The organism is Acidihalobacter aeolianus, from assembly GCF_001753165.1.
Classification (GTDB): Bacteria; Pseudomonadota; Gammaproteobacteria; order DSM-5130; family Acidihalobacteraceae; genus Acidihalobacter; species Acidihalobacter aeolianus.
This window is the reverse complement of sequence record NZ_CP017448.1, coordinates 3,299,104-3,312,118: the sequence shown is the minus strand read 5'-3', so window position 1 is coordinate 3,312,118 and position 13,015 is coordinate 3,299,104. Positions and strand designations below refer to the sequence as shown.

Sequence of the window (13,015 nt, the reverse complement as noted above, 5' to 3'; positions counted from 1 at the left end):
AATGACATGAACGGCAGATGGATGATTTCGCGTGGCTATCCGACGGCAGTCGCAATGCTGCTAGGTTTGGCATTCGCTGTCATCGGTCGAGCCTATGCAACGGTCAATTATCCGACGCTTTCACAAGCGCCGCTGACCATCGTGCAACAGGGTATCGATCCCAATATCATGTTTTTGCTCGATGACTCCGGGTCCATGCAGTGGGAGTGGCTGGGTGACAAGGGATCGATAGGTGGTTTTACGTATGGCTACCCGGTTGGTAGTACGAATGTGTACGGTTCCGGTGCGGGTGATTACCCAGACATCATTCCAGGGTTCAGTGCCAGAAACATCTATGGCGCACAATTCCGTTCCAGCTATGTCAATGCCAACTACTACAACCCTACTGCCACATACACGCCTTGGGCTTGCCCGGCGTCGTACCCGGAAAGCAGTACCCAAACCCCACCTACACAAACGGCGACTCTCGGCAACCCTACTTGCCACTGGGACAGCACCGTCAATCTGTGGGTCATGCCGGACGCCAAGCCGAATGCTGCTTTTCTCAACCCTTACAACGATAACAACGCGAGTGCCAATATCCGTGCACTAAATGTCTGGAACGATTCCACAGACGCTACCAACGATACCACTAACAATGGCTATATCGGCAACAGCAAAGGTACTAATGGGCTGAATTGGGTGATCAACTACCCTCAGGGGTCGTCAACGTACTATTATTATTCTGGGCCCTTTCCTGCTACCTGGAATGCTACTGGTGGTGTAGCAACCACGGGTTTTTGGCCTGCTGTTTACTGGAATTATATTGGCCCGCGACCAGCTACCAGCAATGATCTGGACAATATTGCTTATTTCCAGGAGGTGCAAATTTGTCCGCCGACTCTGAGCCCAAACTCAAACAGCAATACGGGTACCTGCACGCCACCGCCAGCCTTACCCAGTTCGCCCCTGCCTTACCACACTTACATAGAAAGTGACGGTGACTATGTTTACATCGAAGGCGATGGGACGCAGGTAGATCGCAGTTATACGGCAGAAATGCAGAATTTCGCCAATTGGTACCAGTACTACCGCTCACATATTTTGATGGCACGCGCCGGTGCCAGCATTGCCTTCATGAAGTTGCCGACCAATTTCCGCGTGGATTTTGGCACGATCAGCCAAATGTCTAGCAGTAGCAACCCGGAATTCAACACAACCGAGCCATTTTTGCTTTCAAACGGCAATCGCTCCGGCTTCCTAAAACGTTTCTTTCAGCAACCTATCGGCCAAGGTTACACCCCTTTAAGGCAAGCGCTGGCTGGCGTGGGGCAATGGATTAGCAAGCAGCCGGGATCGTCGGCCCCATGGGGCACTAGCAATGCCGAGCAGGCGGCCAATAATCACGCTAATTATCTGACCTGCCGGGCTAACTATACTGTGCTGGTGACTGATGGTACTTGGAACGGCAATAAGCCGAGCGTGGGTAATGCGGATGGCACCCAGGGTCCTTTGATTACAGGTTCGAACGGACAACAATATCAATATAACCCTGTGAATCCCTATCAGGATAGCGTATCTGACACGCTTGCTGACGTGGCGATGTACTACTGGGAGCAGGATCTCCAACCCAAGATGATCAATGATGTGCCGACCAACGGAGAAGATCCGGCGTTCTGGCAGCACATGGTCACATTTACGATTGGTTTAGGTGTGACACCCACATTGGTACAGAACTACATCACACAGTACTACAACAAAAACGGCGTTGTGCTTACTGAATCCCAGGCTCAGGCGGCCGTCTATGCCGAGCTGCAGAACGGCTCGGCTTCCTGGCCGACGCCTTCACCCAATGCGAATGCCAATATTGACGACCTATGGCATGCGGGTATAGATGGACATGGAGCCTTCCTGAGCGCGCAGAATCCGCAACAGTTCGCCACCGCGCTCGCAAATACCTTGTATCAGATTGTGGCGCGAACCGGTTCCGGTTCGTCGGTTGCGACGAATACACAGAAGGCCGGGCAGATCCAAACCGGTACCCAGGTTTACCAGGCGCTGTACCATCCCCTGAATTGGTGGGGCGAGTTGTTGGCGGAACCGATCTTGATCGACCCGACAAGTAATCAGCCTTATGTATCTACCGTGGCTAACTGGGACGCAAGCTGCGTGTTGACTGGAGGCGCCTGTCCGGCCATGGGTACCACTACGCAAGGGCAGGCTACGAATACGCTAACCGCACAATCACCTTCCAGTCGCGTGATTCTGACCGATAGCGGCACCCAGGGTGTAGCGTTTGAGTGGTCGGATCTAAGCAGTGCTGAGCAAACACTGCTCAATGGCGCTGACAATCTCGGCCAGGAAAGGTTGGACTATCTGCGTGGAACGCGTAGTGCCGAGGAGAGCCAAGGTGGCACATTACGCAACAGGACAGGGTTACTCGGCGACATAGTCCACTCAAGTCCCGTCTGGGTCGGCTACCCGCTGCAAAGTTATCCCAGTACCCCGGGGCAGCCAGTAACCTGGAAGGACGATCTCTACCCCACAGCTAACCAGGCTGAGAACAGCAGCAGTGCACAAACTTTCGATCAATTCGAGCAAGCGAACGAGACACGGACCAATGTGGTTTACGTCGGGGCAAATGACGGCATGCTGCATGGATTCCGAGCGGGTAGCTATACCGTTTCGTCAACTGGCCAATACGTCTATAACAATACAGACAATGATGGCAAAGAAGTATTAGCTTTTGTGCCGCAAAGCGTTTACGACAACATCAACCAATTCACTGATCCTCAGTACAATCATCACTATTATGTTGATGCGACGCCGGGCACGGGAGATGTGTTCTATGGAGGCTCGTGGCATACCTGGTTGGCTAGCGGCCTTGGCGCAGGCGGCAAGGAGCTGTTTGTGCTGGACATTAACAACCCAGCCAATTTCAGCGAGGCCAATGCAGCTAGCATCGTAAAAGCCGACTGGACGACATCAAATTTGACCTGCGTGAACGACAGCAACTGTGCGCAGGACCTGGGTTATACCTTCGGTACCCCGCAGATACGCCGATTCCACAATGGCGATTGGGGCGTTATTTGGGGCAATGGTTATAACAGCACCAATGGCGAGGCAGGCATATTCATCGGACTGATTGACCCTAGCTCAAGCACTGGCACCATGAGTGTGTACTGGATCAGTACTGGCTATGGGCCATCCAACGACCCTACGGCGCAAAGTCGTCCAGACGGCATTGGTTATGTCACCGCCGCGGATCTGGACGGTGATCACATCACCGACTACGTCTATGCAGGTGATCTTTTCGGCAACGTGTGGCGATTTAACCTAACCAGCAGCAATCCAGCCGACTGGCATGTTTCTACTTATGGTAATTCCACGGGTACGCCGCTATTCAGTGCTGTAAATTCGGCGGGCACGCCTCAGCCGATTACTACAAAAATCCAGGTCATCTCGATACCGTCGGGTCTGCCGTCTCCTGAGCCGCAAAACCGTCTAATGGTGGAATTCGGCACAGGTCAACTACTTGACTCAGTACCCAATGATTCCGTACCCAATACGACCTCTACAGGTGTGCAGAGTATCTACGGCATCTGGGATTGGGATATGTCCAACTGGGACAACGGGTACACTACAAGCAGCAATATAAATGTTCCGGCATCAAGCACTTTATATGCTTACTTGTCGTCACCGCCGACGATTAACCGCAATAGCCTGCAGCAGCAGACCATTACGAATCAAACATTCAGCACCAACTCAGTTGGGGTGCAGGTTGGGTTACGTCAGACGTCTAATACGTCCGTTTCCTGGGCTGATTTGACATACAACGGTACGCCGGGTACGCAATATGGCTGGTATCTTGACTTGGTATACAACAGTACATACCAAGGCGAAATGGTGATTTATAATCCAACCATTCAAAATGGCGTGTTCCTCTTCAATACGACGATATTGGGCCAGCAAGGTTTAACCTGCGGTGTAAATAATAATGGTGGATGGTCCATGGCGCTCGACCCATCAGACGGTGCCATGCTCGAATTCAATGCATTCAGTGTCAATAATATCGCCGACTATATTGGCGCCTTCGATGCTTCGACTTTGCAAGGTATTTTCTCTGGCATTACGGTTGGAGCAGTCGGTAGTCCTGCATTCGTCACTTATGGCGGCAAGACCTACATGCTTGTCAGCACCAATAGCGGTCATACCAAGCTCATACAAACTGGCCTAGGCGGGAATGGGACCAACGTCCGAATCAGCTGGCGTGAGTTACGGTGATGGATCAGGGAAGAATGATGAACGGACATGCAGAGTTGCATAGGATACATACGCGAGGTTTCACCCTGATCGAGCTAATGGTCGCAGTAGCCATCGTGGCTATTATTGCTGCGATCGCCTATCCCAACTATTTAAAGCAAGTGCGGGATTCGAGACGTACCACGGCAATCACCAATCTGCTAAACATGTCCAGCCAACTGGAAAAATATTACAGCACCAATAACGTCTATCCAGCGAGCCTGACTTACATGGGGTACTCAACAACCGTGTATGTTGTACCTAATGCCAGCAATCCTTATTACGACATTAGTTATGGTGTGAATACCACGATGACAAGTTTCACTCTAACGGCAAACCCGGTGGGGGATCAGGCTCAGGATGCCTGCGGTAGTTTCTCCTTGAGTTCCTTAGGCATCAAAAGCGTTAGTAGTACTACCCAAAGCGTGAGTAATTGCTGGGGCAACTGAAATTGAGCGTGTTTGATAATTTTAAGCTGCTACTAGTTTTCACATGAGCATCGTAAGCGATGGAAATGCGAAGACCGAGATTTCGCCGAATGTAATGCCGGTCTGAAACTAAACGGTGGCTTCGCGCAAAGCTGACGGCAGGCCGAAGGTGATTTTCTCCTCGCGTCCGGCAAGTTCCGTAACGCCGGTGGCGCCCCAGGCGAGTAGTTGTGCGATGACATCTCGGACGAGCTTTTCGGGCGCGGAAGCGCCTGCTGTGATGCCGATTCGTCTGCTTTCTCCGAGCCACTCACGGCGGATGTCGGAGGCACCATCGATCAAGTAGGCCGGTATCCCCGCTTTAGCAGCCAGTTCACGCAGGCGATTGGAATTCGAGCTGTTCGGTGAGCCGACGACGAGGACGAGGTCGCAAGCCTCGCTCAGCGAGCGCACGGCGTCCTGGCGGTTCTGCGTGGCGTAGCAGATATCGTCGCGACGGGGCCCTTCGACCGCAGGGAAACGTGCGCGCAGGGCGTCGATGACGGCGGCGGCATCGTCAACGGAAAGGGTTGTCTGGGTAACGAAGGCAAGGCGGTCGGGGTCCTTGATATCCAGATCGGCAATGTCCGTGGGCGATTCGACGAGGTGCATGTGCCCACCGGCACTGGCATCGAACTGGCCCATGGTGCCTTCAACCTCGGGGTGGCCTGCATGGCCGATCAGGATCACCTCGCGTCCCTCACGGGAGAAACGCGCCACTTCGATGTGCACCTTGGTCACCAGTGGGCAGGTGGCGTCGAACACCGTCAGATCACGCGATTCCGCCTGCTTGCGCACGAGTTGCGAGACGCCGTGAGCGCTGAAAATCACGGTTGCGCCATCGGGGACCTCGTCGATTTCCTCTACGAACACGGCGCCCTTGGCGCGCAAGCCATCCACGACAAAGCGGTTGTGCACGACCTCGTGACGCACGTAGATGGGGGCGCCAAAGGCCTCCAGAGCACGTTCTACGATCTCGATGGCGCGGTCTACGCCGGCACAGAAGCCGCGCGGGTTCGCGAGCAGTATGTCCATGGTGCTGTATTCCTGCAGGCTGTCAGTGATCGCTGGGACGCTTACGTTACCGCACGTTCGACAAGCAGTCACCCTGAAGTCTGTTCTGAGGCCTCGGGCGGGCAGCCGTCAACGGCCAGTATCTGCAGGCCGATGGTCAGCCTGTGGCCGGCAAAGGGGTGGTTGAAATCCACAGTGACCGCATTGTCGGTGAGTTCGTGCACGATCCCAGGGACTTCGTCACCGCCTGGTGTGGTGAAGGCAACCAGCGCGCCCACTTCCAGCGCCATGGCGTGCGGAAAGTCTTCTCTAGGCATCGTTTGAACCAGTGACGGGTCATGCAATCCGAATGCGCGTTCGGGCGGCAGCACGACCACGTCGGTACTTCCGGCCTTGCGCCCAATGAGCAGGCGTTCGAGATTCGGGTGCAATGCGCCAGTACCTATTTCGATGTCGAGCGGATCCTCACCCATGGTGGCGTCGGCGACGGTGCCGTTTTCCAGTGTGATGGCGTAATGCAGTCTAACGCGGCTGCTCGGGCCGATCGGCGGACAGAGAGATTTAGGTTCGTAGTTCATGCCGTGTCCACCGGATCGAGTCGCGCCAGCATGCGCATGCCGCCGATCATGCCGTTGACGCGGCGCGCGATTTCGTCACGCCCGCAATCCGGCCAGTGTACATGTCTCGTGGTAGGCGACAAGGCGCACGATAGCCTGTCTGGCTCTTGGCCGATGGTGACGAATAAATCTGCCCAAGCTGTGTCGACAGCGTCCTCGCCGTTGCCTGGCCGTGTTATGCGTGTGTCCACCCAGTCCCCGCCCAGACGCCTGGCGCAGGCCGAGGCATATTCAGCCTCGTCGCCAACGGACAGGAAAAGGACACGGGCCTTGCGTTTGTAGGGCATCAGTTTGTGTCCTTAGACGACGGCTGCTGCACGAGATCCTGTTCCTTGCCCTGCGCAACCAGAATGCTGCACTCGAGTTCGTCGAGCAGCGATGCACCGACCGAGGAGCGCCACCAGCGCGAAATGCCACTGCGCCGGCTGTGACCGAGGACGATAAGGTCAGCCTCGATCTCATGGGCGATGGCGACAATCTGCTCGATCGGGTCGCCGAGAACCAAGCGGCCCTGTGCATTGAGACCGAGTTGGTGTAGGCGTGTGACGCCCTCGTTGAGGATGGCCACCTGGCGTTCATGATCCGCGGTGAGGATGTCGCCTGCGCTGAAACCTTCGCCGATGGACAGGCCCAGCGAAATGGGCATGACGGAAAGCAATATCACGCTGGCGCTGCAGGCCACCGCCAGTTCGGCGCCTTCACGCAGCGCTACACGGCACTCGCGGGAGCCGTCATAGGCAAGCAGTATGGTGTGATACATGGGAAGTACTCCCCATCGCGATCAGGTCGGGCATGCATTGGGACACGGGCGAGGCCTGAGCAGGATTAAATATTTATCTAAATTTAAGGATAGCCTTACTAACCTGCCGACGCGACTGTACGGACCGTAAACATCTCAGGCACTGCGGCGCAGATCCACCCGGCGCATGAGCAGCACCAGCGGCAGCATAATGACGAAGCTCCAGGTGATCAGCAAGAAGGCATCGAGAAAACCGACCATGTCAGCCTGCCGATGCAGAAGCTGACCCAACACCGATACAGATGCGGGAGAGTCGGCGCCGAGATCCAGCCTCCGCAGATAGTGGTCGACGGCAGGATTCATTGGCGTGATGTGCCCACCGAGTTGATTCCACGCGATCTGGGTGTGCTGGGTCAGAACAGTGGAAACGATGGAAATGCCGATCGCCGAACCGATGGTGCGTAACAGGCTGAACAGGCCGGCGGCTTCGGCTGAATCGCGCGGAGGCAGCGAGGAGAATGCCACCGTGGACATCGGTACGAAAATCAGTCCCATGCCTAGCCCCTGCAGAACGATGGGCCAGACCGACCAGAAGGTGTCGATGTCGAGATTGTACAGTGTCATGGCCCAGGCGCCGGCACTGGCGAGCACGATGCCGACAGCTATCAGCAGACGCGGTTCGACACGTCCGATCAAGCGTCCCACGAGCATCATGCTGAACATGCTGGCGATGCCTCGCGGAGCCATCACGAGTCCCGTGGTAAGGGCCGGGTAACTGAGCAGGCCTTCGAGCATGAGCGGCTGGACCAGGGCCGTTCCGTAGAGCCCTAGACCGAATACCGCGATCAGCAGGCTCGCTGTGGTGAAGTTGCGGTCCCGAAAGATGCCGAGGCGGAATATGGCATGTTCGCCGGCACGAATCGCATGCCAGATGAAGGCCACCAAGCTGCAGGCGGCGATGGCCGAGAGCAGCACGATGGTGTTGGATGAGAACCAGGCATCCTGGTTACCGCGATCTAGCACGTATTGGATGGCACCGATGGCGACACCCATGAGGAGGAAACCGGTCCAATCCATGCGACGTTCTCGACGCTCGGTATCGGGTACGACGCGCCAGGCGAGCAGTAACGACAACAGTCCGACTGGTACATTGATGTAGAAGGTCCAGCGCCAGCTCAGCACTTCGGTAAGGTAACCGCCCAGAGTCGGTCCCAGGATCGGGCCGATCATGACGCCCATGCCCCAGATGGCCATCGCACGTCCGCGTTGCTCAAGCGGATAGGTGTTGACCATCAACGATTGCGACAGAGGCACCAGAGCAGCGCCGAAAACGCCCTGGGCGAGGCGGAAGATCACGATTTCGGCGATATTGGTGGATATGCCGCACAGTGCGGAACTGAGTACAAAACCGCCGACGCTCAGCATCAGATAACGCTTCTGCCCCATCCGGTCGGTGAAGTAGCCGGTCAGTGGCATGAAGATACCCGAGGCTACCAGATAGCTCGTCAGCACCCAGGATATCTGGTCGCGGGTGGCGCTGAGCTGGCCCTGCATGTGCGGCAGGGCCACATTGACAATGGTCGTATCCAAGACCTGCATCACGGTTGCCGACATCACAGCAATGGTGATGAGCAGACGCTCCCGGGCGCTGGTTTCGGCCGCACTCATTGCTTGTCGGCGGGGCCCGCGTCGTTAGCTGTCGTATTGATTGTGACCTCGGCCGAGGTGCCCACGCGCAAGGGGTAGCGGGGGTTGGGGTCGAGGATTTCGACGCGTACAGGCACTCGTTGGGTCACCTTCACCCAGTTGCCCGTGGCATTCTCCGGCGGTAGCAGGGAGAAGGCAGCGCCGCTGGCCGGGTTGATGCTCAGCACGCGGCCGCGGAAGTTGTGGTCTGGGTACATGTCGACACTCACGGTCGCCGGCTGGCCCGGATGTATGCGGTCGAGATCGGTTTCCTTGTAGTTGGCGTCGACCCACCAACGGTGTGTGCACACGAGTACGAAGTTGGGGCGTCCTTGCGTCACGGAATCACCCGGACGCAAATCCAACTGCGAAAGCTGGCCGTCACAGCTGGCGGTGACCTGGGTATCCGCGAGATTGGATTGGGCGACTCCCAAGGCTGCCTCGGCCGCCTGAATGCGTCCGTTGTCACTGCCGGCTGGGCCCATCTGGGCCAGTGCCTGCTGCAGATCCGCGCGCGCCACGGCAAGCGTGGCACGGGCCGCGCGGGCGTTGTCCGTGGCGTCCTCAACCGCCTGGGCGTTGGTATAGCCTCGCTTGGCGAGGGCCAACTGGCGTTTAGCCTTTGACTCGGCATTGGCTAGCTTGACTTCTGCCTGCTTGACGCTGGCCTTTGCCGCGCTGATGGAGGCCTGCTCGGCGGCGACTTGCTGTTTGGCAAGCTGCAATTGCGCCTTCGCTGCATCAACATCAAGTTTGAAGGTGGTCGGATCGATACGGTAGAGAACCTGTCCCGCGTGAACATTTTCGTGATCGTGGGCCTGCACTGCGATCACGCGTCCGGAGACTCTGGGCGCAACGTTGATCGTATGCGCGCCGACATAGGCGTCTTCGGTGCTTGGGTAATACTCGCCGTGGCGCCAGTAGGCATAGCCGGCTGCAAACAGTCCGGCAGCGACCACCACGCCGGCGGCGATCTTCAGGCTGCGCTTCATGCGTTCCTCGGTGAACGTGTGTGTACGTGAATCAGATTTGTGCTGCGCGCTGCTTGATGTGACTCAACACGCGCTCGCAACAACGAATTTCTTCAGCGGACAGTCCCTCAAGCAGCTCGCCACGTAACGTAGCAGCGACGGATTTGATCTCGCGCGAGAGATCATGGGCGCGCTCGGTCAAGTGCACGGATTTGCAGCGGCGGTCCTCCGGTACTTCGCGTCGTTCGATCCACCCGTCCTGGGCCATGCGATCGAGCAGGCCAACCAGGGATGCCCCTTCTATACCGAGCAAGTTCGCCAGCTCGCGCTGCATCAGGCCGTCGCCCTGCTTGGAGAGATAGATGATGGCCATCCATTTGGCCTGGCTCAGACCCAGGGGGCGTAAGCGCTGGTCGAGCTTGTTGCGCCAGATGCGGGCCGTTTCTGAGAGGTGGCCGCCGAACTGTTCGTGTGTATCGGATTTCATCTTTCGGTAAAAGAAAGCTAATAATTAGGCAGCTAATTATACCTGCACTAGCTATTGGCACAAGTGCCGTGGTTGAAGAGAATGTGACGACTTATGAGATCTTAGGAGATATGAGTTTGGATGCTTTGCAGAAATATTCCCTGCAGGAGTTGAAATTGATCTACCGCACGTTGCATGCAGCCTTGCCACTCAACCCTGAGTTGATGGATGCGGCCTTGCTGGATGATTTGCAACGCCATTTGATGGCGCGTGCGCGCGACGAGGGCGTGGATGTGACCTTGCATGCACAATGGGCCGCCTGGCTGGGGGAAGCGCCGTCCTTGCGGGGACTGTGAACCCAACCCAGAGGTGGGTTCAACCAAGCAACCGTGCGCTCTTGCGTAGTGCCTGCACCAGGTCCTTTTCCAGCTCGTCGAGATCCTCCATGCGGATCAATGCCGCATTGCTCAGCCAGGCGGTGGCCTGTTCGCGTTTGCGCGCGAAATACATGAGGATGAACTCCTCGGACTTGAGCACGTAGCGAATCGCGCTCTGCGGGTCCACTTGAAGAAAGGGATTGCTGGCAATCTGGCGAGCGGAATGCTCCTGCATCATGCAGTACTGATTGAGCAGGTAATAGAGTGAGGTGCGCGCCTGGCTGAGCAGCTCGCGCACGAATTCGCGGGCTTGGGGGTGCAGGCTCGCGTCGACGATGGTATCGAGCCAGTTAGTCAGGTCGGTTTCCGAGATCGGCACATCCGCACTCTTGAGTTCCGCCGCCAGTTGGATGATTCGCCCCTGCAGCTCGCTCTGTTGTTCCTGGGTCTTGCGGCGCTGCAGGGTGCGTTGCAGCAGGCCACCGGTGGACTGGAGTTCCTTGGAAAGCTGCTGTAGCTCGAGACGAATGGTCTCGCGCTTTTCCTGCAAGGACTCGACCAGCGAACGCTTGCGGGACATTTCTAGGCGTGCAAGCTGTAGGCGCAGGGTGAAGAACTGACCGAGTAACTGGTTGATGCCGTTGATGGCCTGGTCCAGTCTGGCGATGGCCTTACGCACGGCTGGTTGTAGCTGTTCGTCGCGCGGCATGCGTTCGCGCAACAGTTCTCGTGCGCGGTGGCTGTCGATCAGTTCGGCGCGGACATCGATCAGCAGATCGTTCATGCGCTTGATGTTGTTGCCGAGCAGAGTGAAGTCCGCACGACGTTCCCCGCGCGCGATGTCCTGTCGCAGTGAAATCAGTTCGAGCAGCTTATTCCGAAAGACCCGGATGTTCGCCGTGGCACCCGCGTATCGCGCTTTGTCTAACGCGGTAATGGCGGCGTCGCCGATGGACTCCTGCAGGCGCACGCGCAGCGAGAGGTGGTAGGCGTTCGCCTCCATGATCAGCCCTTCGAGGGCGTTCCGCGAATAATACGGCGCTTCCTCGACGATATCTTCAGGGATGTGGTCCGGCAGCTTGTCGACGGGCAGGCGTGCAAGCTCGATTGGTGGCAGATCCTGGACCAGCTTGCGCAGCATCTCGATGGTGATCTGCGGAGAGTTTTGTTCCGGGGCGGTGCTCATGGTGTCCACTTAGGCGTCGCCATGGCCCATGACCTCGCGCTTGAGGTCGTGGGCGAAATCCAGCATGCGCTGGGTGGCCAGTTGCGCCCTGGCGCGAATAGTCTCATCCACGTGGATCTCCCTTTCTCCCGTTTCCAGAACCTGCAGCAAAGCGCGCAGGGAATTCATCGCCATCCAGGGACAGTGTGCACAGCTGCGGCAGGTAGCCCCGTGCCCGCCGGTGGGTGCCTCTATGAGGGTCTTGCCCGGCGCTGCCGCGCGCATCTTGTGGAAGATACGGTTATCCGTGGCGACGATGAGCTCGCGTTGGGGCAGCGTGCGCGCGGCCTCGATCAACTGAGTGGTGGAGCCGACCGCGTCGGCCAGCGCGATGACCGCCGCCGGGGATTCCGGGTGGACCAGCACGGCGGCGGTTGGATGCTGTGTCTTGAGTAGCTCGAGCGCCTGGGCGCGGAATTCGTCGTGTACCACGCAGGCGCCATTCCACATCAGCATGTCGGCGCCGGTCTGCTCCTGAACGTAAGCCCCGAGGTGCTTGTCTGGAGCCCAGATGATCTTTTTCCCCTGGCGATGCAAATGGGCCACCAGCTTGACGGCGATGCTGGAGGTAACCACATAGTCGGCGCGAGCCTTCACCGCTGCGCTGGTATTGGAGTATACAACCACGGTGCGATCGGGATGGGCGTCGCAAAACGGGATGAAACGTTCCGCAGGGCATTCCAGATCGAGCGAGCATTCGGCGTCCAGCGAAGGCATCAGCACGCGCTTTTCAGGGTTGAGAATCTTGGCCGTCTCGCCCATGAAGCGCACGCCTGCAACCACGATGGTGCGTGCCGGGTGTTCGTGTCCGAACCGCGCCATGTCGAGCGAGTCTGAAACCGTGCCGCCAGTTTCTTCGGCGATGCGCTGCAGGGCCTCGTCCACGTAATAGTGGGCTACGAGGACCGCGTCACGTTCGCGCAGCAACGCCTTGATGCGAGCAGTGATGCGTGCGGCCTCTGCGCCGGCCGGGGGGGGATCCAGCGCGATGACGCCGGCGGTCCTGGGCACGATGATGTTGGGAATCTCTGGTATCGCTTCGGCCAAGCTCATGCGCGGGACGACCTCGCGTAAGGGCATACAGTAACAAGTGTAACCGATGGGGGTTGGTGCGTCCGTATGGTGGGGCTTGGCCCAAAGCGGCTCAGGCGCTAATTTGACGCCTTTCGTCG

The 13,015-nt window shown here is 57.5% G+C and carries 12 protein-coding genes; 3 read left to right on the top strand and 9 right to left on the bottom strand.

Features of this window, described 5'->3' with window-relative positions; translation table 11 throughout:
• Positions 1-6 precede the first annotated feature (6 nt).
• The gene (locus tag BJI67_RS15460; RefSeq protein ID WP_156782173.1) at positions 7-4,263 is read left to right on the top strand and encodes a pilus assembly protein; all 4,257 of its coding nucleotides are present in this window, start codon (positions 7-9) and stop codon (positions 4,261-4,263) included.
• Positions 4,263-4,730, top strand: coding sequence for a type IV pilin protein (locus BJI67_RS18040; protein ID WP_083250942.1), 468 nt, complete (start codon positions 4,263-4,265; stop codon positions 4,728-4,730). Before BJI67_RS15460 ends, BJI67_RS18040 begins: the two co-directional genes overlap by 1 nt.
• A gap of 108 nt (positions 4,731-4,838) precedes the next feature.
• Here the strand turns inward: BJI67_RS18040 and ispH are convergent, their stop codons facing one another.
• The 7 genes from ispH to BJI67_RS15420 form a co-directional block, all read right to left on the bottom strand.
• Complete coding sequence (ispH, locus tag BJI67_RS15450) at positions 4,839-5,783, bottom strand: 4-hydroxy-3-methylbut-2-enyl diphosphate reductase (RefSeq protein ID WP_070073801.1); 945 nt, start codon at positions 5,781-5,783, stop codon at positions 4,839-4,841.
• A gap of 68 nt (positions 5,784-5,851) precedes the next feature.
• Positions 5,852-6,340: an FKBP-type peptidyl-prolyl cis-trans isomerase gene (locus BJI67_RS15445; protein WP_070073800.1), complete on the bottom strand. Its 489-nt coding sequence runs from the start codon at positions 6,338-6,340 to the stop codon at positions 5,852-5,854.
• Positions 6,337-6,666 (bottom strand): hypothetical protein, encoded by a 330-nt coding sequence (locus tag BJI67_RS15440; RefSeq protein WP_070073799.1) that lies wholly within the window; start codon positions 6,664-6,666, stop codon positions 6,337-6,339. Before BJI67_RS15440 ends, BJI67_RS15445 begins: the two co-directional genes overlap by 4 nt.
• Positions 6,666-7,139 carry a universal stress protein gene (locus BJI67_RS15435; protein WP_070073798.1) on the bottom strand — a complete coding sequence of 158 codons (474 nt, stop codon included), beginning with the start codon at positions 7,137-7,139 and terminating at the stop codon, positions 6,666-6,668. The genes BJI67_RS15440 and BJI67_RS15435 overlap by 1 nt, the downstream gene beginning before the upstream one ends.
• Before the next feature lie 135 nt (positions 7,140-7,274).
• Entirely contained in the window at positions 7,275-8,786 is a 1,512-nt protein-coding gene (locus tag BJI67_RS15430) for a DHA2 family efflux MFS transporter permease subunit (protein ID WP_070073797.1), read from the bottom strand.
• Entirely contained in the window at positions 8,783-9,796 is a 1,014-nt protein-coding gene (locus tag BJI67_RS15425; protein WP_070073796.1) for an HlyD family secretion protein, read from the bottom strand. The genes BJI67_RS15430 and BJI67_RS15425 overlap by 4 nt, the downstream gene beginning before the upstream one ends.
• 31 nt (positions 9,797-9,827) lie before the next feature.
• Positions 9,828-10,262 (bottom strand): MarR family transcriptional regulator, encoded by a 435-nt coding sequence (locus BJI67_RS15420; protein ID WP_070073795.1) that lies wholly within the window; start codon positions 10,260-10,262, stop codon positions 9,828-9,830.
• A 110-nt stretch (positions 10,263-10,372) separates the two neighbouring features.
• On the opposite strand from BJI67_RS15420, the gene BJI67_RS15415 reads away from it, so the two are divergent.
• On the top strand, positions 10,373-10,597 hold the full coding sequence (locus BJI67_RS15415) for a hypothetical protein (RefSeq protein WP_070073794.1): 225 nt from the start codon (positions 10,373-10,375) through the stop codon (positions 10,595-10,597).
• Between the two features lie 19 nt (positions 10,598-10,616).
• On the opposite strand, the gene BJI67_RS15410 is transcribed toward BJI67_RS15415, so the two are convergent.
• Entirely contained in the window at positions 10,617-11,804 is a 1,188-nt protein-coding gene (locus BJI67_RS15410; RefSeq protein WP_070074209.1) for a hypothetical protein, read from the bottom strand.
• Between the two features lie 9 nt (positions 11,805-11,813).
• Positions 11,814-12,896, bottom strand: a complete 1,083-nt coding sequence (gene nadA / locus BJI67_RS15405) for a quinolinate synthase NadA (RefSeq protein ID WP_070074208.1) — start codon at positions 12,894-12,896, stop codon at positions 11,814-11,816.
• Positions 12,897-13,015: the final 119 nt, after the last annotated feature.